29 protein-coding genes and 1 rRNA gene are annotated in these 26,911 nt (G+C 38.5%); 1 reads left to right on the forward strand and 29 read right to left on the reverse strand.

Annotation, left to right across the window (positions count from 1 at the left end):
• Positions 1-87 precede the first annotated feature (87 nt).
• The 18 genes from mfd to metG all read right to left on the reverse strand — a co-directional run bounded on the left by mfd (position 88) and on the right by metG (position 18,659).
• Positions 88-3,621 (reverse strand): transcription-repair coupling factor, encoded by a 3,534-nt coding sequence (gene mfd / locus AMD01_RS18365; protein ID WP_053402907.1) that lies wholly within the window; start codon positions 3,619-3,621, stop codon positions 88-90.
• A gap of 75 nt (positions 3,622-3,696) precedes the next feature.
• Positions 3,697-3,927 carry an anti-sigma-F factor Fin gene (fin, locus tag AMD01_RS18370; RefSeq protein WP_053402908.1) on the reverse strand — a complete coding sequence of 77 codons (231 nt, stop codon included), beginning with the start codon at positions 3,925-3,927 and terminating at the stop codon, positions 3,697-3,699.
• 60 nt (positions 3,928-3,987) lie between these two features.
• Positions 3,988-4,548: an aminoacyl-tRNA hydrolase gene (gene pth / locus AMD01_RS18375; protein ID WP_053402909.1), complete on the reverse strand. Its 561-nt coding sequence runs from the start codon at positions 4,546-4,548 to the stop codon at positions 3,988-3,990.
• Between the two features lie 141 nt (positions 4,549-4,689).
• Positions 4,690-5,322, reverse strand: coding sequence for a 50S ribosomal protein L25/general stress protein Ctc (locus AMD01_RS18380; RefSeq protein ID WP_053402910.1), 633 nt, complete (start codon positions 5,320-5,322; stop codon positions 4,690-4,692).
• A gap of 106 nt (positions 5,323-5,428) precedes the next feature.
• Positions 5,429-6,382, reverse strand: a complete 954-nt coding sequence (locus AMD01_RS18385; RefSeq protein WP_053402911.1) for a ribose-phosphate diphosphokinase — start codon at positions 6,380-6,382, stop codon at positions 5,429-5,431.
• Between the two features lie 18 nt (positions 6,383-6,400).
• Positions 6,401-7,777 (reverse strand): bifunctional UDP-N-acetylglucosamine diphosphorylase/glucosamine-1-phosphate N-acetyltransferase GlmU, encoded by a 1,377-nt coding sequence (gene glmU / locus AMD01_RS18390; protein WP_053402912.1) that lies wholly within the window; start codon positions 7,775-7,777, stop codon positions 6,401-6,403.
• Positions 7,778-8,068: 291 nt separating this feature from the next.
• A complete protein-coding gene (spoVG, locus tag AMD01_RS18395; protein WP_023613316.1) occupies positions 8,069-8,359 on the reverse strand; it encodes a septation regulator SpoVG in 291 nt (96 codons plus the stop codon).
• A 194-nt stretch (positions 8,360-8,553) separates the two neighbouring features.
• Positions 8,554-8,931 (reverse strand): 2-iminobutanoate/2-iminopropanoate deaminase, encoded by a 378-nt coding sequence (gene ridA, locus AMD01_RS18400; protein ID WP_169775990.1) that lies wholly within the window; start codon positions 8,929-8,931, stop codon positions 8,554-8,556.
• 85 nt (positions 8,932-9,016) lie between these two features.
• Complete coding sequence (purR, locus tag AMD01_RS18405; RefSeq protein ID WP_053402914.1) at positions 9,017-9,838, reverse strand: pur operon repressor; 822 nt, start codon at positions 9,836-9,838, stop codon at positions 9,017-9,019.
• 56 nt (positions 9,839-9,894) lie between these two features.
• Positions 9,895-10,764, reverse strand: a complete 870-nt coding sequence (gene ispE / locus AMD01_RS18410; protein WP_053402915.1) for a 4-(cytidine 5'-diphospho)-2-C-methyl-D-erythritol kinase — start codon at positions 10,762-10,764, stop codon at positions 9,895-9,897.
• Between the two features lie 195 nt (positions 10,765-10,959).
• Entirely contained in the window at positions 10,960-11,139 is a 180-nt protein-coding gene (locus AMD01_RS18415) for a small, acid-soluble spore protein, alpha/beta type (protein ID WP_053402916.1), read from the reverse strand.
• A gap of 128 nt (positions 11,140-11,267) precedes the next feature.
• Positions 11,268-11,540 carry a biofilm formation stimulator Veg gene (veg, locus tag AMD01_RS18420; protein WP_053402917.1) on the reverse strand — a complete coding sequence of 91 codons (273 nt, stop codon included), beginning with the start codon at positions 11,538-11,540 and terminating at the stop codon, positions 11,268-11,270.
• Positions 11,541-11,772: 232 nt separating this feature from the next.
• Positions 11,773-12,669 (reverse strand): sporulation peptidase YabG, encoded by an 897-nt coding sequence (gene yabG, locus AMD01_RS18425; RefSeq protein ID WP_053402918.1) that lies wholly within the window; start codon positions 12,667-12,669, stop codon positions 11,773-11,775.
• An 87-nt stretch (positions 12,670-12,756) separates the two neighbouring features.
• Positions 12,757-13,644: a 16S rRNA (adenine(1518)-N(6)/adenine(1519)-N(6))-dimethyltransferase RsmA gene (rsmA, locus tag AMD01_RS18430; protein WP_053402919.1), complete on the reverse strand. Its 888-nt coding sequence runs from the start codon at positions 13,642-13,644 to the stop codon at positions 12,757-12,759.
• Positions 13,638-14,204, reverse strand: a complete 567-nt coding sequence (rnmV, locus tag AMD01_RS18435; RefSeq protein ID WP_053402920.1) for a ribonuclease M5 — start codon at positions 14,202-14,204, stop codon at positions 13,638-13,640. The genes rsmA and rnmV overlap by 7 nt, the downstream gene beginning before the upstream one ends.
• Positions 14,205-14,325: 121 nt before the next feature.
• Complete coding sequence (locus AMD01_RS18440) at positions 14,326-15,555, reverse strand: resuscitation-promoting factor (protein WP_157052790.1); 1,230 nt, start codon at positions 15,553-15,555, stop codon at positions 14,326-14,328.
• Positions 15,556-15,778: 223 nt separating this feature from the next.
• Positions 15,779-16,549 carry a TatD family hydrolase gene (locus tag AMD01_RS18445; protein ID WP_053402921.1) on the reverse strand — a complete coding sequence of 257 codons (771 nt, stop codon included), beginning with the start codon at positions 16,547-16,549 and terminating at the stop codon, positions 15,779-15,781.
• Positions 16,550-16,667: 118 nt separating this feature from the next.
• Positions 16,668-18,659, reverse strand: coding sequence for a methionine--tRNA ligase (gene metG, locus AMD01_RS18450; RefSeq protein WP_053402922.1), 1,992 nt, complete (start codon positions 18,657-18,659; stop codon positions 16,668-16,670).
• A gap of 734 nt (positions 18,660-19,393) precedes the next feature.
• Here metG and AMD01_RS18455 point away from each other — a divergent pair.
• Entirely contained in the window at positions 19,394-19,684 is a 291-nt protein-coding gene (locus tag AMD01_RS18455) for a transition state genes transcriptional regulator AbrB (RefSeq protein WP_211263411.1), read from the forward strand.
• A gap of 27 nt (positions 19,685-19,711) precedes the next feature.
• Here the strand turns inward: AMD01_RS18455 and rsmI are convergent, their stop codons facing one another.
• From rsmI to rrf, 11 genes are all read right to left on the reverse strand, one after another.
• Positions 19,712-20,584 (reverse strand): 16S rRNA (cytidine(1402)-2'-O)-methyltransferase, encoded by an 873-nt coding sequence (rsmI, locus tag AMD01_RS18460; protein ID WP_053402924.1) that lies wholly within the window; start codon positions 20,582-20,584, stop codon positions 19,712-19,714.
• 22 nt (positions 20,585-20,606) lie between these two features.
• Positions 20,607-20,876: a GIY-YIG nuclease family protein gene (locus AMD01_RS18465; RefSeq protein ID WP_053402925.1), complete on the reverse strand. Its 270-nt coding sequence runs from the start codon at positions 20,874-20,876 to the stop codon at positions 20,607-20,609.
• On the reverse strand, positions 20,863-21,609 hold the full coding sequence (locus AMD01_RS18470) for a tRNA1(Val) (adenine(37)-N6)-methyltransferase (protein WP_053402926.1): 747 nt from the start codon (positions 21,607-21,609) through the stop codon (positions 20,863-20,865). Before AMD01_RS18470 ends, AMD01_RS18465 begins: the two co-directional genes overlap by 14 nt.
• A 64-nt stretch (positions 21,610-21,673) precedes the next feature.
• Positions 21,674-22,039, reverse strand: a complete 366-nt coding sequence (gene yabA, locus AMD01_RS18475) for a DNA replication initiation control protein YabA (protein WP_053402927.1) — start codon at positions 22,037-22,039, stop codon at positions 21,674-21,676.
• A gap of 14 nt (positions 22,040-22,053) precedes the next feature.
• Positions 22,054-22,881 (reverse strand): PSP1 domain-containing protein, encoded by an 828-nt coding sequence (locus AMD01_RS18480; RefSeq protein WP_053402928.1) that lies wholly within the window; start codon positions 22,879-22,881, stop codon positions 22,054-22,056.
• A 4-nt stretch (positions 22,882-22,885) separates the two neighbouring features.
• Complete coding sequence (holB, locus tag AMD01_RS18485) at positions 22,886-23,878, reverse strand: DNA polymerase III subunit delta' (RefSeq protein WP_053402929.1); 993 nt, start codon at positions 23,876-23,878, stop codon at positions 22,886-22,888.
• Between the two features lie 24 nt (positions 23,879-23,902).
• Positions 23,903-24,232: a cyclic-di-AMP receptor gene (locus AMD01_RS18490; protein WP_053402930.1), complete on the reverse strand. Its 330-nt coding sequence runs from the start codon at positions 24,230-24,232 to the stop codon at positions 23,903-23,905.
• 81 nt (positions 24,233-24,313) lie between these two features.
• Positions 24,314-24,940 carry a dTMP kinase gene (tmk, locus tag AMD01_RS18495; RefSeq protein ID WP_053402931.1) on the reverse strand — a complete coding sequence of 209 codons (627 nt, stop codon included), beginning with the start codon at positions 24,938-24,940 and terminating at the stop codon, positions 24,314-24,316.
• On the reverse strand, positions 24,937-26,400 hold the full coding sequence (locus tag AMD01_RS18500) for an aminotransferase class I/II-fold pyridoxal phosphate-dependent enzyme (RefSeq protein ID WP_053402932.1): 1,464 nt from the start codon (positions 26,398-26,400) through the stop codon (positions 24,937-24,939). The genes tmk and AMD01_RS18500 overlap by 4 nt, the downstream gene beginning before the upstream one ends.
• A 99-nt stretch (positions 26,401-26,499) precedes the next feature.
• Entirely contained in the window at positions 26,500-26,685 is a 186-nt protein-coding gene (locus tag AMD01_RS18505) for a sigma factor G inhibitor Gin (protein ID WP_053402933.1), read from the reverse strand.
• 152 nt (positions 26,686-26,837) lie between these two features.
• Positions 26,838-26,911 (reverse strand): 5S ribosomal RNA (rrf, locus tag AMD01_RS25105); the annotation flags it as partial.

The raw sequence follows: 26,911 nt of genomic DNA on the forward strand, positions 1-26,911 counted from the left end.
AGACGTTCCACAAAGTAATGTATAGACGCCACATTTGTAATTTTTGGATATTTTTCCCTGTTTTCTATTTTTTAAAACCCTATTACGTTAATTAGGAATTTGCTCTTTTTGAGCTTCCGGTAGACGTTTCGTAAGACCATACACAACATCTAGCCATTCTTTCTGTTTTAATCCCTTCGTATGAACAACAATTTTGATTTTGCCATCGTCCATACCAAGACCTACCATGCGGCCATATTCATTTCCTAGTTGGAAAAGCTTCGTTCCATCGATTGCCTGGCTTCTTTGTTCAGATAACAGAACGGTTACGTCCTGCTTCAGTTGTGAAATCGATTCAATATTCGATTGACGGGCATAAATTTTCATTTCAGAAATGAGGAATAGATAAGCGACTTCTTCTGGATACTCACCAAAACGGTCCACCATCTCCTCTTGAAGATCTTGAATATCTTCAATTGTCTCAATTCCCCTAAATCGTTTGTACATCTCAATCTTCAGACGACCATCCGTGATATACAGATCTGGAATGTACGCATCAATATCAAGATTAATTTCAACATTTGGTGTACGCGCTTGCTCGGACTGATCTCCTCTTCGTTCTTCAATCGCCTCTTTCAGCATTTGAGAATATAAATCAAATCCGACAGAATCGATGAATCCATGCTGCTGAGCTCCAAGCAGATTTCCTGCTCCACGAATCGATAAATCACGCATCGCAATTTTAAATCCTGATCCAAGCTCCGTGAACTCCTTAATAGCCTGCAGACGCTTTTCAGCTACTTCTGTTAACACCTTATCCTTTTGATAAGTAAAGTATGCATAAGCTACGCGATTTGAGCGCCCTACACGTCCACGCAGCTGATAAAGCTGAGATAGACCCATTTTATCCGCATGATGAACAAGGAGCGTATTCACATTCGGAATATCAACACCCGTTTCAATAATGGTTGTGCTTACTAGAACGTCATACTCTCCTTCTAAGAAGCTCAGGATAACAGACTCTAACTCTGTTTCGTTCATTTTCCCGTGAGCATATGTGACACGCGCATCCGGAACGAGCATCGCAATCTCTTCTGCTTTTCGTTCAATATCTTCCACTCGGTTATAAAGGTAATACACTTGACCTTCCCTTGCTAATTCTCGTTCAATTGCTTCACGAGTAAGGGTCGGATTTTGCTCAACTACATATGTTTGTACAGGGAAACGATTCTCAGGTGGCGTTTCAATGACCGACAAATCACGTACCCCAAGCATAGACATATGAAGCGTACGAGGAATTGGCGTTGCTGTTAAGGTTAGCACATCAATATTGGCTTTAAACTGCTTAATTTTTTCTTTATGTGTTACCCCAAAGCGCTGCTCTTCATCAATAATTAATAGTCCTAAATCTTTGTATACAACATCCTTTGAGAGTAGGCGATGCGTACCAATCACGATATCAACCGTACCGTTTTTAATTCCTTTTAACGTTTCCTGCTGTTGTTTGCGGGTGCGGAATCGACTTAACAGCCCGATATTAATCGCATAGTCTTGAAAACGTTCTCGAATTGTCTCAAAGTGCTGCTGAGCTAAAATAGTGGTTGGAACTAGGAAAGCTACCTGCTTACCATCATGAATAGCTTTAAAAGCTGCACGAATCGCAACCTCTGTTTTCCCATAACCAACATCACCACAAAGCAAGCGATCCATTGGACGTTCTTTCTCCATATCACGCTTAATTTCAGTGATAGAACGAAGCTGATCTTCTGTTTCGTTATATGGGAAAGCCATCTCAAATTCGCGCTGTAAGTCACTGTCAGGTGCAAATGCGTAGCCTTTACTTGCTTCACGCTCTGCATAAAGCTTAATTAAATCATCCGCAATATCTTGTACAGAGGATTCTACTTTACGCTTCACCTTTTTCCAGTCGTTGCCGCCTAATTTATAGACTTTTGGTTCTTTTCCTTCTGAACCAACGTACTTCTGAACCTGATCAATTTGCTCTACCGGAACGTAAAGCTTGTCTGTACCATCATATTTTATGTGGATATAGTCCTTATGAATGCCATTAATCTCAAGCGTTTCGATTCCTAAATAACGCCCGATTCCGTGATTAATATGAACAACATAATCTCCAACGTTAAGCTCTGAATAGCTTTTAATTCGCTCTGCGTTAGATAACTTCTGATTACGCTTTGTCTTCTTCACGCGCTTTTTGAACAGCTCTTCTTCCGTTAAAACGGCAAGCCTTTGAAGAGGTAACTCAAATCCAGATTGAAGATCTCCCTCAATAATTTGGACCTTTCCTCTTGTAAATTCACTGTCACTTGAGAGCATCGACGATTCAATATCATAATCAGCTAATACTTGCTCAAGCTTATCCACACGCTCCTCGTTTGCTCCTAGCACAACAATCGTGTAGTTCCCCTTCTTCCACCGTTCGATCTCATTTTTCAGCAAATTCATCTGCCCATAAAATTGCTGCATCGCTTTACAAGAGATACTTAAAATGTTCTGCGGATTTGTATACGAGACATGCTTTAGAAACAGCGACAAGTAAATGATAGACTGTTTTGATTGTTGAATAAGGGCTGGAAGCTTATGAGAGAGTGTGACGTCGTGAACAATTTTCCCCATGGAAAGAAGTTCTGTGACCCATTCAGCTTCCTCTTTATCGAGCTGTTCTGATGTCTCATGGACCCTCGTCATTTCATCGATTACAACGGTTGCGTCGTTCGGTAAATAGTCTAGCAAACTAGCAGGATCATCGTAGAAAAGCGAGCGGTATTTGAACATATTCTCAAGAATATTCCCTTGTTTCAGCTGCTCTAGCTCATACCCTACGTTTTCAGCTAGCTCTTTTTTGACGTTCTCATCTTTTATCTTTTTCAATGTAACAGATAGCTCTTCCTCTAAGCGCTGAATCCCTGCTGCCATCTCTTCTTTAAAGATAATCGATTCTGTCGCAGGTCCGATTGTAATGGACGATAACGTTTTTTGAGAGCGCTGATCCTCGATGGTGAACGTACGAATAGAATCCACTTGTGTATCAAATAATTCAATACGAACCGGCAATTCCTCTGTGAGAGGGTAAATATCAATAATTCCACCCCGAACGCTGAATTCACCTGGTGCTGAAACCATCGACATACGCTCATACCCTAGCGTGACAAGCTCATTCACATATTCATCAACCTCAATATCATGATCTATTTCAAACTTCAGCTGACTTTTCTTCCATGACTCTCTGCTTGGTAAAAGTTTTCTTAATCCTGAAATTGGCGCTACCATCACCCCGCTTGTGTGACTGCTCCAATAGTTTAGTGCTTCAATACGCTGTGCCTTTAATTCGGGGCTTGCTGTTCCCATTTCAGAGGCAATTAAATCATTAGCGGGATACAAAAATACGTTCCCACGAGGCAATAAGTTCTGTAGATCATCATAGATCTTCTGCGCTTGAAGTAAATTATGAGTTACAACTAAAACAGGTCTATTTTTCTCCTCATGTAAAACAGATAAAAGAACAGAACGTGCTGATCCAGAAAGCCCGGTAATAAGCTGCTCTTTTAAGCCTTCTTCTAAACTGCTAATGATGGTTCCAACTTCATCACTATGTAAAAAATGTTGTTTAATGCCTAACAAAACTTTCCCTCCTCCCGATGGTCTTACATGTATTCAAAACAGAAAAATGCTTTGAGTCTTAAGCCCAAAGCCTTCTTACTGTATAAAGGTTCTTATCTGATGATAATCTGGATTGCGCTCTAACGCTTCTTGACAATCCTCGCAAATTGTTTGAATAACAACATCTCCATTTGTTTCATAAGAGACAAATTCTTTTCTTTCCTCGATGTTCAGGTGATCTAAACCTAGCTGCTTCATATCAACGTGCGGCTGATCCAGTTCGCCTACTGCGCATCTACAGTGTCGACAGCGATAATGAATAGACATATGAATCCTCCATGTGTTTTATTCCTATTATGGACACATAAGAAGGACATTATTCATTTCTTACTGATTGTAGACATTCATTACTTCTAAGAATGGCTTGCTAATCGATTCTTCCGACGCTTCAACCGCCTTGTCCATTGCTGGCTTCATATGAACCATTTCGTCTTCAGTAAAGCGACCTAATACATAATCAGGTACCTTCATCCCTTTGAACGGGCGATCGATTCCTACACGTATGCGCTTAAACTCTTGCGTGTGCAAATGATGAATCATTGATTTAATTCCGTTATGTCCACCAGGACTACCTTTCGTACGAAGACGAATTTTTCCTGTTGGAAGATCTAGGTCATCATAAATAACCATAATGTCTTCTACATCTATATTATAATAATCCATTAAAGGTCGTATAGACTCTCCGGATAAATTCATGTAGGTTAATGGCTTCAATAGGATAACCTTTTCACCCTTTACCATTCCCATTCCGAATAGGCCGTTAAACTTTGTTTTATCCAAAGAGATCGACAAATGATCAGCTAATTGGTCGATAATCATAAAACCAATGTTATGCCTTGTACGATCATATTCTCTTCCTGGATTTCCTAATCCAATAATCAACTTCAAAAGGACTTGCCCCTTTCTAAAAATAGCTCTTACTCTATATTATAATCAATTCATACGAAAAGACGTAACCTTTTGGTTACGTCTTTTCATTTTCTTTTTTTCTTTACCAAAAAAGCTTAATGCGTAAGGGATTTTAACGAATTATTCTTCGTCGTTCTTTTCCTTAATCGCTTCAGGCTCTTGATCGCTCTCTTCTTGCTCTTCCCCACTATCCGTTACTTCCTCCTGCTGAGGAGGTAACACAGAAGCAATTGCTTCGCTATCATCTTGGTTTAGCGTATATTTTTTGTTCGCTTTTAAGTCAGCAAGCGTAATTGTGTCGTTCACTTCTAGGTCTGTAACATCCACTTCGATTTCAGATGGAATGTCATTCGGAAGTGCTGTAACAGAAACTTGGTGAAGAGATTGTTGTAAAACTCCGCCCTCTTTTACACCTTTTGCTTCTCCTACTAGCACGATATTTACATCAGCATCCACTTCTGTAGACATATCGACTACGCGGAAGTCAGCATGTACAATATCATTTTTCAAAGAGTCTACTTGGACGTCATGTAGCATGACGGAAAATTTCTCTTTTCCTACTTGGAGATTTAATACTCCGTTGCGTCCAGTCTCTCTAATTGTTTTGATAAACTCAGCGCTGTCAAGATAGATAGCCTTTGGCTCCACCTTGTTACCGTAGACTACTGCTGGGAAGTTTCCTCCCTCTCTAATCTTACGTCTCGCTGAATTTTTAAAATCATTGCGTTCATTAGCTTTTACTAAAGTACTCATCTATCTCACCTTCCATGTTTTATCTATTTTTAGGTTCCCTATATAGTTTCCCTAAATCTAGTAGAGTTAAACATGAAATTTCAGATCGAATTTATCTTCAAACGAATCAATCAAATAATGTACTTACAGATTGCTCTTCATGAACACGAATAATTGCTTCCGCTAGTAAAGGTGCAACTGAAAGCTGCGTTACTTTTGGAATTTTCTTTTCCTCTGCCAATGCAATCGAGTTTGTTACAACAAGCTCTTTGATTTTAGAGTTTTCAATGCGCTCAATAGCTGGACCCGATAAAACAGGGTGTGTACAACAAGCATAAACCTCTGTTGCACCATTTTCGATTAGAGCATTAGCTCCTAACGTGATCGTACCCGCAGTATCAATAATGTCATCAATCAAGATGGCCGTTTTTCCTTCGATGTTACCAACGATGTTCATTACTTCTGCTACGTTTGGACGCGGACGGCGTTTATCAATAATAGCGATTGGTGCTTTCAAGCGCTCAGCAAGCTTACGGGCACGTGTTACACCACCGTGGTCTGGAGAAACTACAATTATATCATCAAGGTTTTTGCTCTTGAAGTATTCACCTAAAATTGGCACACCCACTAAGTGGTCGATTAAGATGTCAAAGAAACCTTGAATTTGCGGCGCGTGTAAATCAAGCGTAATAACACGTGTAGCACCAGCTGTTTCAAGTAAATTTGCTACTAGTTTCGCTGTAATCGGCTCACGAGCACGCGCTTTACGATCTTGACGTGCATAACCGTAATAAGGCATTACGATATTAATCGTTTTAGCTGACGCACGTTTTAATGCATCAATCATAATAAGTGTTTCCATGATATGCTCGTTCACAGGAGCACTTGTAGGTTGAATTACATATACGTCACAACCACGAATACTTTCTTCGATGTTGATTTGTACTTCTCCGTCACTAAAGCGAGTTACTGAACATTTCCCTAACTCTACACCAATAACCTTAGCAATTTCATCCGCTAAATCTGGGTTAGAGTTTAACGAAAACACCTTCAAATTTTGATCCGCGTATACTTTTGACATCTTTTTAATAACCCTCCATTAGGACTTTTTCTTAACATCCATATTATCTACATAATTTTCTTTATTCACTTGTCTAGCTCGTGCAACTGATAACGCATTGCCCGGAACATCTTCTGTAATTGTGGATCCTGCAGCAACATATGCGCCTTCTCCAACTGTTACAGGTGCAACTAGGTTTGAATTACATCCGATAAATGCACCGTTCTCAATTTTTGTTAAGAATTTATTTTTCCCGTCGTAGTTCACTGTAATAGAACCACAACCCAAGTTTACATCCTGACCTACTTCTGCATCACCAATATAGCTTAAGTGAGAAGCCTTGCTTCCTTTTCCAAACTTCGTTTTCTTAATTTCTACAAAGTTTCCGATTCGAACTTCGTCACTAATAGAAGATTGAGGACGAATATGAGCAAAAGGACCAATTGTTACATCATTTCCGATTTCACTATCGTGTACAACCGATTGCTTGATTGCTGTATTGTTTGCAATCTTACTATCCTTTATTTCTGTATTCGGTCCAACGAAACAGTTTTCCCCGATTACCGTTTCACCAGAAATTGTTGTTCCTGGATGTAAAACTGTGTCTCGACCAATTTCTGCATCCACAGAAATATATGTGTGAGAAGGATCAATAATTGTAACGCCGTTTAACATATGTTTTTTACTAATTCTATTTTTCATAAACTCTTCTGCTTGAGAAAGAGCAAAACGATCATTTACCCCTAATGTTTCTTCAAAATGAGGTGTTTGGAATGCCGAAACAACTTCGCCCTCATTTTTCAAGATCTCAATAACGTCTGGAAGGTAGTATTCACCTTGAACATTATCATTTGAAACTTTCTTAAGCGTGTCAAATAAGAAACCATTATCAAAACAATACGTACCAGTGTTAATTTCTTGCACGTTACGTTCCTGCTCTGAAGCATCTTTATGCTCAACAATTTTTGCCACTAGTCCTTCTTGGTTACGGATAATGCGTCCGTATCCAGTTGGATCTTCAGCATGAGCTGTTAAAATAGTTGCTTTCGCCCCTTGTTGCTCATGATGATCTAATAAAGATTGAATTGTTTCTGCTGTAATAAGCGGTGTATCACCACATACGACAATAGTTGTTCCTTCTTTACCTTCTAGCTGTGTAGCTTGCATAACTGCATGTGCTGTTCCAAGTTGTTCTGCTTGCAAAGCAAATGCACTGCGATTGCCAATTTCAGCTTTTACTTTATCAGCACCATGGCCCACAATTGTGACCATCTGTTCTAAATTCAGAGAAGCAAGTTGTTCAATGACATGCTGAACCATCGGTTTCCCACAAACAGGGTGTAAAACCTTATATAAAGAAGATTTCATGCGCGTTCCTTGGCCAGCTGCCAATATGACTGCATATCGTTTTGTCATAATAGGCCTCCAATTTTACCTTTTTATCCATTATGAATATTATCCTAAATAAGCTTGCATTTCAAGAAGGATAACAAAGTACATATTTTTAGCAATTCATGGAGTACGAGTAGAAATAGGTTTGACGGATTTTTTAAAGAGGAATTTTTTTTTGAAGTTGCTCATAGATGCGACACTCGGAGTAAATCATTATGTATAGGCTGAACCAAACGCATTAAGCGCTTATTAAAATAAATAGCGCTTCCATAATAAAAGAGCCCATTTTTTTCAAATAGGCTCTTTTAAACTATTTTAGGAAGCTCCAGCTTCTTCGAATTCAACTTCTAATTCACCTAAACGGTGATATTCAGCCAGTACAGCATCCTGGATTTTTCCGCGAGTGCCAGAATTAATCGGATGAGCAATATCACGGAACTCTCCATCTGGTGTACGTTTGCTTGGCATTGCAACAAATAAGCCATTATTGCCATCGATTACTCGGATATCGTGGACAACAAATTCGTTGTCTAGAGTAATAGATGCAATCGCTCTCATACGTCCATCGGTGTTCACGCGGCGTAATCTTACGTCAGTTACTTCCATTTATGTTCACCACCTTTTCTCTAAATGAAGCTTTAAATAGTAATTCAACAGCTTTTAGAGTTTTCCTGCAATTCTAAAAAATTTTTTAGTAATATTTCGCAAAAAAAGTGAACAAATGGAAATTTATTCTGGATTATCAGGACTTTTGGCGTGAACATCTTAGTAAAAAACCTTTATTTTTTATGATTTAAGGCTTATTTTACAAGAGCAATAACTTCAATTTCAACTAAAGCATCTTTAGGTAATCTCGCCACCTCTACACAGGAACGTGCAGGTTTGTGCGTAGAAAAATACTCTCCGTATACTTCATTTAATGATGCAAAGTCATTCATGTCTTTAATAAATACAGTTGCTTTTACCACTGTTTCGAAAGAAGCACCTGCAGCTTCTAGTACTGCTTGTAGATTTCGAAACACCTGATGAGCCTGTGCTTGGATATCCCCTTCAACCATCGTTCCATCAGCTCGTAAGGGAATTTGCCCGGAGCTATAAAATAAGTTGTTTACAATGATTCCTTGAGAATAAGGGCCAATAGCCTGGGGAGCATTTTTCGTTTGTACTTGACGCATAATTTTTCCTCCAATATAAAAGTGCTCTAATTCTATAGGGGATGATCTCCTTGCTAAAATTAGAGCTTTTTGTTTTTCTATATTCACATTAGATAAATGAGCTATAATTTCCTGCCTCAACGCTAATATGTTTTTCTTTTACATCTACTGCTGTTAATTTAACAAGCGATACATATTCATCAACTAAACGCTCTTGTGTATCCTCAGATTCTAAAAGAACGCCAATTCCTGCTACCTTAGCATCAAATTCCTCTAGCAAGCTAATCATTCCATTTATCGTTCCGCCAGCTTTCATGAAGTCATCAATGATTAATACTTTCGATCCTTGAGCTAAGCTTCGTTTTGCAAGTAGCATTGTTTGAATTCGTTTAGATGAGCCTGATACATAATTAATACTTACAGTAGACCCCTCTGTCACCTTGCTATCTCTTCTTACAATCACAACTGGAACATTTAAATACTGTGCTACCGCATAAGCAAGCGGAATACCCTTTGTAGCAACCGTCATGACCACATCGATGTCGCGATCAGCAAATACAGAAGCAAAGAGTCTGCCAATGTGATTTACAAGCGTTGGATTCCCTAAAATATCTGTTAAGTATAAGTATCCACCAGGTAAGAGGCGTTCAGGGTTTTGAACAATATCGCCAAGCTCTGCGATAAAGGAGGTTGCTTCCTCTTTCGAAGTTTTAGGGATAAATTTAACCCCTCCTGCTGCTCCTGGTAGTGTAATCAACGTACCAATCCCACGTTGCTCAAAAGTCTGCTTAATAATTCCCATATCTTCACTAATAGAAGATTTTGCGGATTGATACTTATCTGCAAAATAGGTCAAAGGGATAAGACGTTGGGGGTTTTGAATAAAATAGTTAGTCATATCAATTAATCGTCCACTGCGCCGAAATTTCATTTCGTCCTCCTTAAAATCCGAATATTCTAATATAAATATATCATCAACATACGGATTTAATCAAGAGGTAGACGTTCCCCAAGTAATCGCACTGCATAAACCTTGCTACAAAAACCTCTTAACCCATTATAAATCCGTTGCATTCTAGAATCATATTTCACCAAGCAGAAAACAGTTGGCCCACTTCCGCTCATTAGAACTGCATCCGCACCAAAGCGCTTCATTTGGTCTTTAATTAAAGCAACTTCCGGATGCATGTTTAATGTCACGCTCTCAAGCACATTTCCTACCAATTTGCACATATCTGCATAATTTTGTTCGTTAATTGCTGAAACCATCCCGTCAACGTCCGGATGTTCCACGTTTCCTAGACGCAAGTTACGATACACTTCAGCTGTTGAAACGCCTGTTTCAGGTTTTGCTAGAATAACCCAACAATTAGGTGGCGTTTCAATATGCTCAATAACTTCTCCTCTTCCAGTCGCAAGAGCTGTTCCTCCATACACACAGAAGGACACATCTGATCCAATTTCAGCTCCTATGTCTGCTAGCTCGTCCAAGGAAAGACCTAATTCCCAAAGCGTATTCAATCCTCTTAAGGTCGCAGCTGCATCACTACTTCCTCCTGCAAGCCCCGCTGCTACCGGAATGTTCTTTTCAATATTAATCGTTACCCCACTAGACACGTTAAAGCGCTCCTTTAACAGATGAGCGGCTTGATATGCCAAATTACGTTGATCATCGGGAACGAAGCGGTTTTGCGATTGCACAATAATTTTAGAATCGTTGCGCTTCGCTAATTCAATTCGATCTGCCAGATCAATTGTCGTCATGACCATCTTAACCTCATGATACCCATCAGGTCTCTTATGTAAGACGTCCAAAGATAAATTTATTTTAGCTGGTGCTTTCACCATTAACTTCATTTCTACTCACCTACTCCGACTTCTACATTTTAACGTTATTGTATCATAAACTTTTTCGCTTTTTCTCTCTTTTATCGATTCATTATATGACTAAAAGAAGCCGAAGCTATTACGCTTCGGCTGTCGCAATTTCAATAGTACTTATTATACCACTGCAGAGTCATTTTCATATGAGGTTCTGAATAAATTTACGAATTAATTTTTCGATTGATTTAATCGTTGTTCAGCAAGCTCCAGCGCTTTCTTAACCATGTTTCCAGCATCTTTAGAGCGAATACCACCCCAGCCCTCTCGTTGAACCGTATCGTAAAAACCTAGCTCTTTTGCGAGTTCTTCTTTGAACCCGGGTGACATTGTGCCTTTTCGTTTCGCCATTGTTCTTCATCCCCTTTTAGATAACGCCGACCTTTGTAGTATCCATCCAAAGGGGAAATGATATGTTAACAGGTTTTGCTCCATATGTATCCTAAAAAAGGGCAAAATAAAAAGCAGCAAACGTTAGTCTACTGCCCACTGCTTATTGCCATACTTCCATGTGTTTCATCAAAGAATGTAAGTTGAACCGTTTCTGTCAAAACGTCCGCATAACTGTAAGAAACTCTTTCAAGCGAGTTTTCCTCTTGATCCAATTCCACCACGAATACAGACGGGTAAGTCTCAGCTAGTACTCCTGAGCGCTCGACAGTTTTTCTGCGTCCACCATTTGCCTTTAGCGTCAATCTTTTCCCTAAGTTTAAATCAAGGTCTTTTTTGATATCAGATAATGTTTTTGCCATCTTATCCACCTCGCTATACACAGTATAACATAATTTTACGTAAATGCAAAATTATAAATTATATCAATGCGTGCATTCTGTTGTCAATACATATATTTCAACAAAAACACACATTTTATGCATATTTATTTCTATATTTAGGAACATCATGAAAAACATAGCTAAACACTACTATAAAAATCAATAATGGATCATGAAAAGAAGGCAGAGGAGAATAATCCCCTCTACCTTTTTAAGTATTCATATTTTGTTCATTATCATAAAATTGATATGGCATACCTGTTCGAAGTAACCCTTTTGTTTCGACGCCTCCAAGCCCTTTTACACCTGTGAGCGTATTGCGAAGCACATCCCAGATGTTTACACGCTCTGTGAAAGGCGTTAGGCTGACTTTTGCCACAATATACACAGGATCTAGCGCATGAATATTAACACGCCCCGGAGAGCTTGCAAAGTTCGCACCTGCCCGTATAATCGATTCAAAGTGAGATTGACAGGCACCTGCAAAGATAACCAATTGATCAAGATTAGGAAGTTGTTTTCGCACCTCATGAACCGTTTGAACAAAATATTGTGAATGGCGATAAGCTTCTATATCTCCTTTTTCTCCTTGAGCCTTTGAATATGCATCGTGGCCGGTAATCACTAAAATGTCAGGACGAATCTCATTGATTAACGCCGGAACCTTTTTGGGCATTTCTTTTTCGCTACAGTGAATTCCGTACACCGGTATTCCAATCTTGTTATAGAGAACAAGACACTTGCGTAAATAATTGGGATCTCCATCTACATGGAGCACCTTACCAGGCAACTGAAAGAACTGGTGGGAATGACCGTATCCATTCGTGACGGCATACTCACTTTTTTCCCGAGCTAAGCGATAATCCTGCTGAATGAGGGCCAACGATCTATCTAATATCTCTTCTTCACTCCGCTGCCTTCGCAGCCTTTCCTGAGGGTCTACGACTTCCAAATCCGAAAAGGGAGCATCGGCTATTAAGCGAATGTTTTCTCCGTACAAAATGGCGTCAGAAGCATTACTTCCCTCTCTCGTAAAAGAAATAACCCGAAAAAGCAAATCCCGATCATAGGAAGGACGGGTTACGATGTCACCAATATTTATTTGCATATTATTCACTCCGTCTTAGCTACTCAAAAATCGTGGATATTAAATCTCTAAATAGCCTATGACGGAGTTTCAAAAAGGTGATTTTTATTACTTGCTTTCTTCCCTAAGCTTCAGAAGCTCATCACTTAGCACACCAAACTCTTGAATGGACAGTGTTTCGCCCCTTCTTTTTGGATCAATCTGAGCGGTTTCTAAAGCGAGGATAACCTGCTCTTTTTGCTCTTTTCCAAATGATAAATTGCTCGTTAAATTATTTAAGATCGTCTTACGTCTTTGTCCAAAGCTTGCTCGCACAACCTGGAAGAAAAATGCCTCATCTTTTACTTTAACAGGAGGCTCAGGGCGCTTAATAAGACGAATAACTGCTGAATCAACGTTAGGTTGTGGATTGAAAACCGTTTTTGGAACGATCATAACTGTTTCTGCTTCTGTATAGTATTGAATTGCAATTGATAACGAGCCATAACTTTTATTCCCTGGCTCTGCTGCAATACGGTCTGCTACTTCTTTTTGAAGCATAACAACGATTCCACGCAAAGGAAGCTGCTCTTCTAGTAATTTCATTAAAATTGGTGTAGTAACGTAATATGGAAGGTTTGCAACAACCATTAAATCTTTGCATTCTTGGAATTCATCTTTAATAACCGTTTGTACATCTGCTTTTAAAATATCTTGATGAATAACCTTCACATTTGGATAAGGAGAGAGCGTGTCCGCTAAAATGGGTAATAGACGTTGATCAATTTCAAATGCAACTACCTTCTTTGCTCGCTTTGCCAACTGCTCTGTTAATGCTCCAATTCCAGGACCAATTTCAATCACTCCTGTCTCCTCCGTAATATCAGCATGATCGACAATACGATGCAGGATATTAGTGTCGATTAAAAAGTTTTGACCCAAACTCTTCTTAAATGAAAAACCATATTTGTCTAAAATTTCTTTTGTACGCTTTGGAGTTGCAATATCTTTTAACAATGCTTCTGTTCCTCCTCTTTCATTTTCACCACTGCTTGAGCAAATGTCTCTTTCGAAATCTGAAACATTTTTAAGCGCTTATGAAGCTGCTTTCCATTTGTATAGCCAATTTTTAAAATCTTACCGATAATTTCTCTTCTTAATTTAGACTTAGCATCCCCGATAAGTCCAGCATCGATTAAATCTTCAGCTGTAATATTCGAGTCTACTTCCTCCTCCATCTCCTGCTGTACAGCCTTCAACGCCGCACGTATGGCCTCACGGCTCGCATGCTCTACTCCAATGCCTTTCCCCTTTTTAGGTAAAGCCTCTTCCTTTGTAAGAAAGGCATGCTTACAGCCAGGTACTCGCTCTGAAACAATATTTCGAATGCGTTGTCCTGGATAATCCGGGTCTGTAAAAATAATGACCCCTCTCTTCTCCTGTGCATGCTTTATACGCTCTATTACGGCCTCTCCGATCGCAGAACCATTTGTTTCTATCGTATCAGCTTCTACCGCACGCTGAATGGCAGTCGTATCATCTCGACCTTCAACCACAATAAATTCTCTTATCTTCATTTTTTCCTCCAAAACGTGAAACTTTTTTGTACTCTTATACGTCTTATTAACTAGAATCAACACTTTTCTTATTTTAACGGAAAAAAATGCAGAGGACAAAATATCCTCTGCACAGAATGAATTAATTTAGCACTTTTATTTTGATCGTTCGACGTCCCCATCGATATGCTTCAGACTGGTCTGAGAAAAACACATCAATGCGGTTTCCGTTAATAGCTGATCCAGTATCTGCGGCGATTGCATATCCATAACCTTCGACATACACCTTACTGCCTAATGGGATGACATCTGGGTCAACAGCGATGACTTTTGCATTAGGATTCGCTCGTAAATCAACACCTGTTCTTGTTTTTCCAGAACATCCGGTACAGAAAGCTGTATAAGCTGTTGCCATTACACGCATTTCTTTACCCTTATCATTGTTACTACGAGATACCTGACCGTTGTAAGAAACTTCAGCAGCCGTTTTAGATACAGGCTTTTCAACCTTCGAACCTACTGCTACGACACGATCTCTACTACTTTTCTTTTCTTCTTGCTTAACTAGCGTTCGGGACACTTCTTTTCCATTCTCCAAAATAACCCGATAATGCTTCTTTACACGCCCTTGTTCTCCTTCTTCGATAACCTTTTTCTTGCCTTTTTTCAATGAAGGATCACTCTTCGTTACGACAGCATAATCCACTGGTGCTTCCACCACATCGGTGACTTTTTCAACTCTGATGATATTTACTTTACTGTTAGGGGAAATAGGACTAGATAAATTAGGCTCTACTCTGTCTAATCTATTGAGTTTGATTCCTTGTTGCTCTAAAAAGTCAGCGACCGTAGTCGAAGTGGACCAAACCTTTTTTTGATGGGCACTTTGTTGTAGTGTAACTGGAAAAGCCTTGCTTACTTCTATGTTTAAATCTTTTTTGACTGTTGTATGTTGACTGGGATGAATTTGGTCATGCTTCGAAAGTTGAATCTGACGTTCATTCAACACATCTTGAACTGTATGAGCCGTAGTCCAAATGGTTTTCTTTTGACTCCCTACTACAAGTTTGACTGGCTTTGAAGATTTCCACACAATCTTCATATTATCTGTTACATCAGCATCTAACGGCTCAGAGACATAGTCTCCCTTTTTCCATTTGATGTCTTGATCTGCTAGTAACTCTTTTACCGTTTTAGCATGGGTCTTTACCTTTTGCTTTTTCCCATCTAATGTAAGAGCTACAGAGGCTTGAGTAGCCTTAAACGTAACAAATCCAATCACAGAGAAAGCGACTATTAAGCTAGCAAAAACGACTAACAGTCTCCTCCCACTCATAGATTTGGATAACAGCTTTTTCACGTTTTTTGACACGATGAAAAACTCCTCCTTCTCTCGCAGAGATTATATAGAGTCGTCACTTGCTTGTCAACCCTCCCACTCGAGCACTGCATGTAGTCTATTATGTCCGAATGTTCTAAAAAATGGAAGGAAGAATTGTCGACAAGTTAATCCTATGAATGGGAAAAGAGAATTAGAACTTTTTTTACGAAGCGTGATAGCTAGTAGAAAAATGGCTGTATTTAACAGAAAAAAATTATCGATTTATGCCGAATAATTTTTTCGCATTTTCAGTCGTTTTTACTGCCAACTCCTCATAAGATATGCCTCTTAATTCTGCAATTTGCTCCGCTACAAGTGAAACATATCCAGGTTCATTTCGTTTTCCACGATGAGGATGTGGTGTTAAGTACGGGCAGTCTGTTTCAATTAGTAAGCGGTCTAAGGGGATATCTACCACTACTTCTTTTGGTTTTTTTGCATTTTTGAACGTAACCGGTCCACCGTAGGAAATGTACATATTCATATCCATACACTGCTTGGCAACTTCTAAGCTACCCGTAAAGCAATGCATAATGCCGCCTACTTCTTTTACATTTTCTTCTGATAAAATCTCTACAACATCCTCTGTTGCATCACGATTATGAATAATAATAGGTAGTTTCACCTTACGAGCAAGACGAATTTGTTTGCGGAAAACTTCCTTTTGAACATCCTTCGGAGACTTATCCCAATGATAGTCTAATCCCATCTCACCAAGTGCTACTACTTTAGGATGTGCGGCTAGCTCCTCTAACCAAGCTAAATGCTCATCCGTCATGTCGATTGCATCTACAGGATGCCACCCTACACTTGCATATAAAAAGTCATAACGCTCCACTAATTCCATCGCTTTGTTGATCGTTTCTTCGTCAAAGCCAACCACAACCATATTCTGGACACCCGCATCAAGCGCTCGGTCTATTACTTCTTGCAAGTCTTCATCGTATTGTTCTGCGTTCAAATGTACGTGTGTATCAAATAACATAATCTCCACAAACCTTCTTTCTACTTATTTCTTTTCTGCTGAAAGGAAAATGGGTGCTCTCGTTTGTTACACGTGAAACACCCATTTACATAATTAAATTGCCCTATTCACTATGAATTTATTTAATTCTCGTACCGTTCGCTACGTTAGCATCAATTGCTGCTAATGAAAGGCCATTTTGATCTTCTCCTGCTAAAATCATCCCTTGAGACAATTCTCCGCGTAATTTAACAGGCTTTAGGTTCGTAACACAAATAACTTTTCTTCCTATTAAATCTTCTGGCTTATAAAACTTCGCAATGCCAGATACGACCTGACGTGTTTCGTAACCCAGGTCCAACTGTAGCTTAAGAAGCTTGTCTGCTTTTTTCACAGGCTCTGCTTTTTTCACCTCAGCAACACGCAGTTCAACCTTCGTGAAATCATCTATTGTGATTTCCTCTACTTCAGGAACGTCATCATTGCTTTTAGACGTTTCTTCTTCAGAATGTACGCTACCCAGCATTTTTTCTTTAATGAACCCAACTTCTTCCTCAATATCTAAACGCGGGAATAGAGGTGTTCCTTTTTGAACCTTCACACCTTCTGGAATAACACCAAACGAATCAGTAGTACCCCAAGTACGTAGCTCTTCATCTTCTAATCCCAGTTGTTCAAACATTTTACGAGGCGTTTGAGTTAAGAACGGTTGAAGAAGAATAGCAATGTGACGAATCGATTCTGCTAAATGACTCATAACAGAAGCTAATTCTTCTATTTTGCTTTCATCTTTCGCCAGTGCCCACGGCTGTGTTTCATCAATGTATTTATTTGTACGGCTCACAAGCTGCCAGATCGATGCTAGCGCTACGGAAAACTCCATGTTTTCCATTGCTTCTTCGTATTTTGCTAGTGTCTCTTTTTGAGTCGCAACAAGTAACTCATCAAACTCCGTAACGTTGCCCTTATAAGTTGGAATTACCCCATCAAAATATTTATTAATCATCGCTACTGTGCGGTTTACCAGATTCCCTAAGTCATTGGCTAAATCGAAATTAATGCGCTCAACGAATGCTTCTGGAGTGAACACGCCGTCAGAACCAAATGGTACTTCGCGAAGTAAGTAGTAACGAAGGGCATCCAGACCATATCGATCAATTAACGTTACAGGGTCCACAACATTCCCTTTTGATTTAGACATTTTACCGTCCTTCATTAATAACCAGCCATGTGCAAATACCTTCTTCGGTAAAGGTAAGTCCAATGCCATAAGCATTACTGGCCAATAAATAGTATGGAAACGAACAATTTCTTTCCCTACCAAGTGAACATTCGCAGGCCAATATTTTTGATATTTAGAATCATCATCCATACTGTAACCAAGAGCTGTAATATAATTTGAAAGAGCATCAATCCAAACGTACACGACATGTTTCGGATCTCCAGGTACTTTAATTCCCCAATCGAATGTCGTACGTGAAACAGCAAGATCCTCTAGCCCTGGCTTAATGAAATTATTAACCATTTCATTTTTACGAGATTCTGGCTGAATGAACTCAGGATTTTCTTCATAATAGCTTAGCAGACGATCTGCGTACTTACTTACTTTAAAGAAATAAGACTGTTCGCGGACTAATTCTACAGGATGACCACTATCAGGACTTTTACCGCCAACAATTTTTCCGTCTTCTTTGATCGGATCTACGAGTTGAAGTTCTGTATAGAACGTTTCATCCGGGACAGAGTACCATCCTTCGTACTCGTCTAAATAGATATCTCCTTGGTCAACAAGCTTAGCAAAGATTTTCTCTACGACTTCTTTATGACGAGATTGGGTTGTACGAATAAAATCATCATAAGAAATATCTAATTTCCCCCAAAGCTCTTGAATATCGGCAACCATTCCATCCACATATTCTTGCGGCGTAATGCCTTTTTCTTCTGCTTTACGCTGAATTTTTTGACCATGCTCATCCGTACCTGTTAAATAGTACACATCAAACCCTTTTAGGCGCTTATATCTCGCCATAGCATCTCCAGCTACCGTTGTATAAGCATGTCCTATATGTAAGTTTCCACTTGGATAGTAAATAGGGGTTGTGAGATAAAACGTATTCTTCTCTCCTGACATATAACTAACCTCCAAAAGCTTTTCTATGAAATTGACCTTTAGTGCTAAAAGCGAGTTCTGTTAGTAGAAATGACATAACCTCCGACAAAAAGCTCCATGCAATATCGTCGAAAATCATATCCAAATTTGAAACTCATCTAAAAGTCATTTTCCTTCTACTATAACACTATTTTACATAATAACTTAATAAAATTCTTCTTTTTAAAATGCAATAGTTCCTTCTATTGTGTATGGGACATATCCCGTTACAAAACACTTTCGAAAGCGGATAGTTGATCTTGTAGCTAGAACGTTTCTTCATGAATTCTAAGTACTGTTATAACAGTACTTCCATATTATCATCTTGTCCTTCCTATTCAAAAAAATATACACATGATCGTAATTTTTCTTTATTACTCTTTATTGCTTAATTTACAAGATGTTTACAGTTTTTTGACAAACGTTGAATTTTGTCGAATAATCTATATACTGTTTCTATATCTTCTGATAAAAAATTATAGTAGCAATAGTTTTTTATCCCGTTTTTTGCTATTTATTTTGATAAGCCTTCATTTCCATGAGGGAAAAGTCCCGATATATCAAGGTTCCTAGTCATAAAGAACGAAATCTACAGTTTTTGACATATAAAATTATTGACTAGTTTTGGAAACGTTGATATGATGTAAGGGTAATTGAATTTGTCGAATAATGACGAAAAAAATATAAATAGTTTAGAAGAATACGAGAGGAGAATTATTTTTATGAAATCTACAGGTATTGTACGTAAAGTTGACGAGTTAGGCCGTGTGGTTATTCCTATCGAATTACGACGCACATTGGGGATTGCAGAAAAAGACGCATTAGAAATTTATGTTGATGACGAGCGCATCATTCTTAAAAAATACAAACCAAACATGACTTGCCAAGTAACAGGTGAAGTTTCAGATGAAAACTTAAAACTTGCTAACGGTAAATTAATCTTAAGCCGTGAAGGTGCAGAACAAATCTTACAAGAACTTCAAAATTCTTTAGAAGCTTCTAAGTAATTAAAAAAGCCCTATTTAGGGCTTTTTTTAATTTATATGATATTCACTGTAGACGTCTCTCTTCGCCATCCCGCGATCAACGGCTACTTGTTTAATCGCATCTTTTGTCGAAAATTCTTTTTCTTGGATATAGTACTCGACGTGATCATTGATGCTCTTTTCCTCCCACCAAAGATCTGTGCTCGGCTTTTCTTCCTTGCTTCCCTCAACGATTAGGCAAAATTCTCCTCTTATCTCATCGTTATGGGCCCATTCTGAGACTTCTGATATTGTGCCACGAACGAACTCTTCATATCGCTTTGTAAGCTCTCTCGAAATAACCATTTCACGATTTCCAAGAACCTCTTCCATCACCTTTAACGTCTCCTTTAGGCGATGAGGAGCTTCGTAAAAAATCAACGTGTATGGTAGATACGCTAATTGCTCAAGTTCCTCTTTTTTATGCTTCTTCTGACGAGTCAAGAAACCATAAAAGAGAAAATGATCCGTAGAAAGGCCAGAAGCAATTAAAGCTGTTAATGCTGCATTAGCACCAGGGAGAGGCACAACCTTTTGCTGTTTCGCAATAGCTAAAACTGCTAAATCGTATCCCGGATCTGAGATAGCAGGCATACCAGCATCGGTTACGAGCGCTACTTTTTTTCCTTGCTCCAGGTCTTCAACGATTTTCGGTCCTTTTGTTTCTTTATTATGTTCATGATAACTAACAATAGGTGTTGAAATCTCAAAGTGATTACAAAGTTTTTTCGTTTGTCTCGTATCTTCAGCAGCGATATAATCCACTTCTTTTAAAATACGAATAGCCCGAAATGTCATATCCTCTAAATTACCGATCGGAGTAGGGACTAGATAAAGCATTCCCTCCGCCTCATGAGATTGAAAACTCTTTTGTTGATGCATGGCTTTCCATCCTCTCATACTTCTAATCAAACGATACGTGAAACTCTTCCAAATACCGTTCCTTTTGCTTTCGCGTTAATTTCTTAAAACGTATTTCTGCTCTTAGCGCTTCGCTTTTTGTATCAAATGTTTCGGAGTGAATCAGCACAACGGGAACTCTCGCCTTTGTATATTTTGCTCCTTTGCCTGAATTGTGCGTGGCCACTCTTTTCTCTAGATTATTTGTATAGCCACCGTAAAAACTACCATCTTTACATTTCAATACATAGAAATAATGCTTACTCGTTTCCATATAAAATCTGTTTAACCTCTTTTGTATATTCATTATTCTCATTGTATACAACAAGTGGTGGAAGTACCTTAAGATCAGGCTGTCCATCTTTAATTCCTTCAATCAAAATGGTGTTTGCTTCCTTGTTTTCTTTTGGATAAATAAACTGCAAACGCTTTGGTTCGATGCGATACTTTCGCATCAAAGTAACAATATCTAATAAGCGACCAGGTCGATGAACGAGTGCTACCTTACCACCTTGTTTAACAAGCTGGCTGCTAACGCGTACAACGTCTTCTAGCGTACAATGAATTTCGTGTCGAGCGATCGCATAATGTTCATTCAAGTTTTGCTCTTCTTTTTTAGGCGTTGGGAAATAAGGTGGATTACATGTAACAACATCAAATTTTCCGTATCCTAGCCTTTCAGGAGCATTTTTTAAGTCGTCGTGTATCATTGTAAGCTGATTCTCTAATCCATTATAAGCTACGCTGCGTGTTGCCATCCCCCAAAGTCTTTCCTGTATTTCTACCCCCGTGATAGCGGCTTTACTTCGAGTAGAAAGAAACAAGGGAACAACACCGTTTCCTGTACATAAATCCACTATGGTTCCTTTTCGAACCGGTACATAGGCAAAGCGTGCCAATAATACAGCATCTAATGAAAAAGAAAATACGGATGGACTTTGAATAATCCTCAAGTTTTCTTCTGCTAACAAATAGTCTAAACGCTCATCTTCGTATAAATATACCATAACTTATGTTTCCCTTTCTTACATCTTCATCATAAAAATAGCCTCTCCTAATGGAAAGGCTTCGTTACTTCTTATTCAAAAAAGATAAACAAAATAGGCAATCTCCATCTTTGCGCACACTACCATAATGAATATTACATATATGGAATCCTTCTTGATAGAGGCGGGCAAGGTTATCGTAACCTTCCCCAACATCGGCCTGTTTCTCATCACGGCTGTTTCGATTAGAACGTTTTCGCTGACTTTTTTGTCTTAGCTCTTTATCATTCTGTTCAAGACGACGACGCAAATGCTCATTCTCTATTTGCATATGATGATTTTCCTCAATTAAATCAGCTAAATGCTCTTTTAATTCACCTAGCTGCTTGTACAGGTGGCCGATCTGCTCCTCCATATTCGTTACAGAATCAAAAATATCTTTCTTATCCACTTATACCCACCTCATTACTCCGTGGACTGAAATGAAACAGCGCCTTCTTTCGTCAGTTCATCTAACGTAAATTCTACAATTTGCTCTTTACCTACAAGTTCAATTTGCAGAATACGCTCAAGAATGTTTAGACCAATTACGCGTCCTTGGCCGTTTGGCGTCGCAATTACTTCGCCTACATCTGGCAATTGCTCTTTTGCCGTTTCATACTCATCATTTTCATATTTTAGACAGCACATTAAACGGCCACATAGACCGGAAATCTTTGTTGGGTTTAATGATAAATTCTGATCCTTCGCCATCTTAATCGATACAGGCTCAAAATCACCTAAGAAGGTTGAACAGCATAGCATTCTTCCGCAAGGTCCAATACCTCCTAGCAATTTTGCTTCATCTCTTACACCAATTTGACGAAGCTCAATGCGCGTACGAAAAATCGCTGCCAGGTCTTTTACAAGCTCTCTGAAATCAATTCTCCCGTCTGCTGTAAAATAGAAAATGACCTTGTTACGATCAAATGTATATTCCACGTCAACTAACTTCATATCTAAGCTATGTGCAAGAACTTTCTCTACACATACATCATATGCCTCTTTAGCCGCGTTTTTATTCTCTTCTACGATCAGTCTATCTTTCGGATCAGCAACTCGAATTACCTTCTTCAAAGGCAAGACAACATCATTCTCACTGACCTGTTTTTTATTGATAACTACTTTCCCAAACTCTATTCCACGAATGGTTTCAACAATAACGTATTCACCATCAGCAATAGTTAACTCGCCGGGATCGAAATAATAAATTTTACCAGCTTTTTTAAAACGGACTCCCACTACATCGTACAAGCCTTTATCCCTCCTGCAAATCCAACACCAGCTGCTCCATTAAAAGTTGTAAATTCATATTGGAGTTTAATTTATTTTTGGCCTCTAAAATAAGTTCTAAAGATCGAACGGTTTTTTTCTGACTCTGCTGAAGAGCGTCTTTCTTAAGCTCTTCTTTCTTGTAAGAAAACACCACTTTTTCTTCCTGATCTATTTGAATATGAAGGATGTCTCTATATAAAAGGAGTAATAGATTTAATCCAACCTCGTTTTGGGCTTTATCTGTAAAATGCTTTACCCAATTCTCATGGATGAATAACAAAGCTTGGTGAGGTCTATTCATTAGTACTTCATATAATTGTATCACTAACTTTCTTCCAAGTCCAAACCATTCATCGTTATTTAATTGTAACGCTTCTTCCATACTATTCGTCAAATTCGAAAGTATGATAGCACTAGATTCATCTACGCCTTCATTAATTAAGCGAGTTTGCAAGTGTATGGGAGGGAGAGTTCTAAATGATAGTACCTGACATCTTGAAATAATGGTATTCAATAATTTCTGAGGGTTTTCCGTCAATAAGATAGCATATGTCTCACTGTTGGGTTCTTCTAAGAATTTCAGCAAACTGTTGGCAGCATTCACTGTCATTCGGTCTACGTGCTCAATCACATAAATTTTCCGGTTCGACTCTACCCCTGCTTTCACAAATTCACTTTGCAATTGCTGAATTTGTTCCTTTTTAATTGAATTGCCATCAGGTTCAACAACGTGCATATCGGGGTGATTGCCAGAATCAATTCTCTTGCAATTAATGCATTCATTACATGGGTAGACTCCACGATTATCTTGACATAACAATGACTTCGCAAACAAAACGCTTACTTCTTTTTTCCCAGTTCCCCTATTACCTTCAAATATGTAGGCGTGGGCAACTCTATCTTTCACTAACGCGTTGTTTAAAATCTTTAAAACCTGTGGCTGCAATTCTTCAAGCTGTGCCCACGTTTTATTCATGTTTAATCACTCTCTAACTATAATTTAAAATTGATGGAATCCTTCCACAGGAAGAACGAATACAGTAGCTCCTCCTACTTCAACCTCTACTGGATAAGGAATATAAGAATCTGCATTTCCTCCCATTGGAGAAACAGGTGAAATAAGCTGACGTCTATTCTGACAAGTGTCTTTTATAACCTCTAATGCTAATTCGACACGATGATCTTCAGTTCCTATCATAATTGTTGTATTCCCAGACTTTAAGAATCCACCTGAACTAGATAGTTTTGTGGAACGAAATCCCTCTTCTACTAGAGCATTAATAAGCTTTGTACTATCTGAATCTTGAACAACAACCATAATCATTTTCATCACTTAATCGCCTCTTTCGTCTCATATTTATTGTCCTCATTATACCAATTTAAAAACACAAACCTACTGATGAATGACTATTTAAGACAATAATGCTTCCAATTGATTTATCACGTCTTTATACACATTTTCAATAGATTGATCTGCATTGATTTTCATAATCCTACTAGGAAATTTTTCTACCAATAGTAAGTAACCTTCTCTAACCTTTCGATGAAAATCTAACTTTTCTAGATCCAAACGGTTAATTTCTCTTCCCTGTGTTTCATTGATTCTCTGTAGACCTACTTCAGGATCAAGATCAAAATAAATCGTAAGGTCAGGCATCGTATGACCAATTGCGAATTGGTTAATTTGGAACACTTCTTCAATACCTAACTCTCGTGCGAAGCCTTGATAAGCAAGTGAACTGTCGATAAATCGATCACAAAATACGGTTGTCCCGTTTTCTAATGCAGGCACGACTTTTTCAACAAGATGCTGCCTACGTGCTGCTGCATACAGTAAAGCCTCTGTTCTTCCATCCATTGTTGTGTGATCGGGATTTAGGATCACTTTTCGGATCTCCTCCGCAATATGGATTCCTCCAGGCTCTCTAGTAGATAAAATCTGTACCTCTTTCTGTTTATAATAGTTATAAACCATTTCCATAATGGTTGTTTTACCAGCCCCTTCTGGACCTTCAAACGTAATGAATTTACCTCTCATGGTGTTAACTCCCTTTCGTCTTCAAATACACTAATTAAACGTCTCTCTAATGAAGTCGCACTGCCTTGTAGTTTTACTTCTGTGCTTAAAATTTCTTCTATATATTCGATGTGATCATTCGTAATGATTTCACCTTCCATTAATACAGGAATACCGGGTGGATATGGAATAACAGATTCAGCTGCTATTCTCCCCACTGTCATTGTTAATGGAAGACTGGTTTTTGTAAAAATACTCTGTTTCTTATAAGATATCCCTAATTGGCTATTAGAAAACTTAAATGATAGTGGAGCGCTTGAAAAGTCATGAGGCAGTTCTTGATATGGACTAACAATTTTTTCTATCTTTTCAATCGTTTCTTCCCACCTAAATTCCGCTGCCAATGGCAAAACAAATAGAACATGCTGAGTAGTAGCTAACTCTGTATAGATGCCCACTTCCTCTAATTTTTGCTGTAACTCATAGCCCGTACAGAAAGATGGCATGATCGTTACTTTTAAAAGATCGATTTCAACACGTTTATCTTTATATTCCACTACCGTTAGACCATCTATTTTAGATATTTGTTCTCTAAAGTTTGAAATTTGCTTTACTAATAACGCTTTGCGATCATTTTGAGCCATTTCATATAAATAAGCGCGTGCAATATCTAGAGAAGCCATAATGGGATAAGATGGGCTACTAGATTGTAGGATAGAAAGGTATTTGCCTACTTGCTCTTTAGAAATCAAATCACCTTGAATATGTAAATAAGACCCCATTGTCATAGCAGGCAACGTTTTATGTGCAGAGTGAATAACAATATCAGCTCCAGCTTGAATTGCAGATATCGGAAAAGGATGTCCTATGGCAAAATGGGCACCATGTGCTTCATCTACAATGACAGGAATATTATAATTATGGGCCACCCGGACGACTTCACTTAGATCTCGACTTACTCCATAATAATTAGGATTTGTTAAAATTAACGCCTTCGCATTGGGATATTGCTTGATTGCTCTACAAACAGTTTCACTTGGAACTCCTAACGTTAGCGAAAGATCTTCATCTACTGCTGGTGCTAAAAAGATAGGATCAGCATCAGATAATTTTAATCCATTTATAATGGATTTGTGTGAATCTCGCTGAACCAATACTTTGTCACCCTCACTACAAGTAGCTAAAATAGCAGCTAAGTTTCCTACTGTAGAACCGTTTACTAGAAAAAAAGTGTGCTTCACTTCATAAAGCGAAGCAGCAAGATCTTCTGCCTCTTTAATAGATTCAGAAGGATCATGAAGATCGTCTAATCCTGTTAATTCCGTCACGTCTATCGGCAAGATCGATTTAAAAAAATGATCTTCTTTACGAGAAAAAACAGCTCCATTTTTATGTCCTGGCACGTGATAAGAGATAGGACTCTTTAAAGCATGACTTCTTAATTGATTATATAATGGGCAAGTTTGCTGTTTATGTAACATTATTTTTAAAACCTTTCATTTTGCTTAAACTATTTCTATTATAACAATAAGAACAGTAACCTGCAGAAAAAAGAAAAAGCCTATTCTCGTAGGCTTTGGTTATTCACTATAGGATAAACTTATATGTTTTAGTTGATGTATAAAGTATTGATACTGAACATCATCCGTTTCAGTACTTACCATTTTTTGTTCACATTCTACACATATAAAATTGGAAAAGATATGGATTCCCTCTTCTTTCAATTCTTCACATACAATACACGTCGTTTCTTGAGTCGTTAACAAGTTTCTCCACCTCCATTAAACAGTTATAAACAGTTTTCAGAAATTTATTCAGTTAGAAGATGATTTACTTTTTATATCATACGCACTAGGCTAATGCCATGTTAATAAAAATACAAAAAAGACTAGTCAAATGACTAGTCTTTTTTTAATGTGCCTGGCGATGTCCTACTCTCACAGGGGGAAACCCCCAACTACCATCGGCGCTCGAGAGCTTAACTTCCGTGTT

Origin of the sequence: Priestia koreensis (assembly GCF_001274935.1) — a bacterium.
In the GTDB taxonomy this organism is placed as follows: domain Bacteria; phylum Bacillota; class Bacilli; order Bacillales; family Bacillaceae_H; genus Bacillus_AG; species Bacillus_AG koreensis.

Bases quoted from the DNA above. Each gene is read 5' to 3' on its own strand.
- glmU (WP_053402912.1), bottom strand. From the start codon at position 7,777: ATGACAAAACGATATGCAGTCATATTGGCAGCTGGCCAAGGAACGCGC.
- AMD01_RS18415 (WP_053402916.1), bottom strand. From the start codon at position 11,139: ATGGCGAAACGAAAAGGCACAATGTCACCCGGGTTCAAAGAAGAACTC.
- yabG (WP_053402918.1), bottom strand. From the start codon at position 12,669: ATGCAAATAAATATTGGTGACATCGTAACCCGTCCTTCCTATGATCGG.
- holB (WP_053402929.1), bottom strand. From the start codon at position 23,878: ATGAATAAAACGTGGGCACAGCTTGAAGAATTGCAGCCACAGGTTTTA.
- metG (WP_053402922.1), bottom strand. From the start codon at position 18,659: ATGTCAGGAGAGAAGAATACGTTTTATCTCACAACCCCTATTTACTAT.
- rsmI (WP_053402924.1), bottom strand. From the start codon at position 20,584: ATGCATCAACAAAAGAGTTTTCAATCTCATGAGGCGGAGGGAATGCTT.
- purR (WP_053402914.1), bottom strand. From the start codon at position 9,838: ATGAAATTTCGGCGCAGTGGACGATTAATTGATATGACTAACTATTTT.
- AMD01_RS18385 (WP_053402911.1), bottom strand. From the start codon at position 6,382: ATGTCAAAAGTATACGCGGATCAAAATTTGAAGGTGTTTTCGTTAAAC.
- veg (WP_053402917.1), bottom strand. From the start codon at position 11,540: ATGGCAAAAACATTATCTGATATCAAAAAAGACCTTGATTTAAACTTA.
- AMD01_RS18490 (WP_053402930.1), bottom strand. From the start codon at position 24,232: ATGAAAATGATTATGGTTGTTGTTCAAGATTCAGATAGTACAAAGCTT.
- ispE (WP_053402915.1), bottom strand. From the start codon at position 10,764: ATGAAGTTAATGGTGAAAGCACCAGCTAAAATAAATTTATCTTTGGAC.
- tmk (WP_053402931.1), bottom strand. From the start codon at position 24,940: ATGAGAGGTAAATTCATTACGTTTGAAGGTCCAGAAGGGGCTGGTAAA.
- fin (WP_053402908.1), bottom strand. From the start codon at position 3,927: ATGTCTATTCATTATCGCTGTCGACACTGTAGATGCGCAGTAGGCGAA.
- AMD01_RS18465 (WP_053402925.1), bottom strand. From the start codon at position 20,876: ATGGAAACGAGTAAGCATTATTTCTATGTATTGAAATGTAAAGATGGT.
- AMD01_RS18380 (WP_053402910.1), bottom strand. From the start codon at position 5,322: ATGAGTACTTTAGTAAAAGCTAATGAACGCAATGATTTTAAAAATTCA.
- spoVG (WP_023613316.1), bottom strand. From the start codon at position 8,359: ATGGAAGTAACTGACGTAAGATTACGCCGCGTGAACACCGATGGACGT.
- rnmV (WP_053402920.1), bottom strand. From the start codon at position 14,204: ATGAAGATAAGAGAATTTATTGTGGTTGAAGGTCGAGATGATACGACT.
- AMD01_RS18470 (WP_053402926.1), bottom strand. From the start codon at position 21,609: ATGGTATATTTATACGAAGATGAGCGTTTAGACTATTTGTTAGCAGAA.
- AMD01_RS18445 (WP_053402921.1), bottom strand. From the start codon at position 16,549: ATGTTATTTGATACACACGTACATTTGAACGCAGAACAATACGATGAA.
- AMD01_RS18500 (WP_053402932.1), bottom strand. From the start codon at position 26,400: ATGTTACATAAACAGCAAACTTGCCCATTATATAATCAATTAAGAAGT.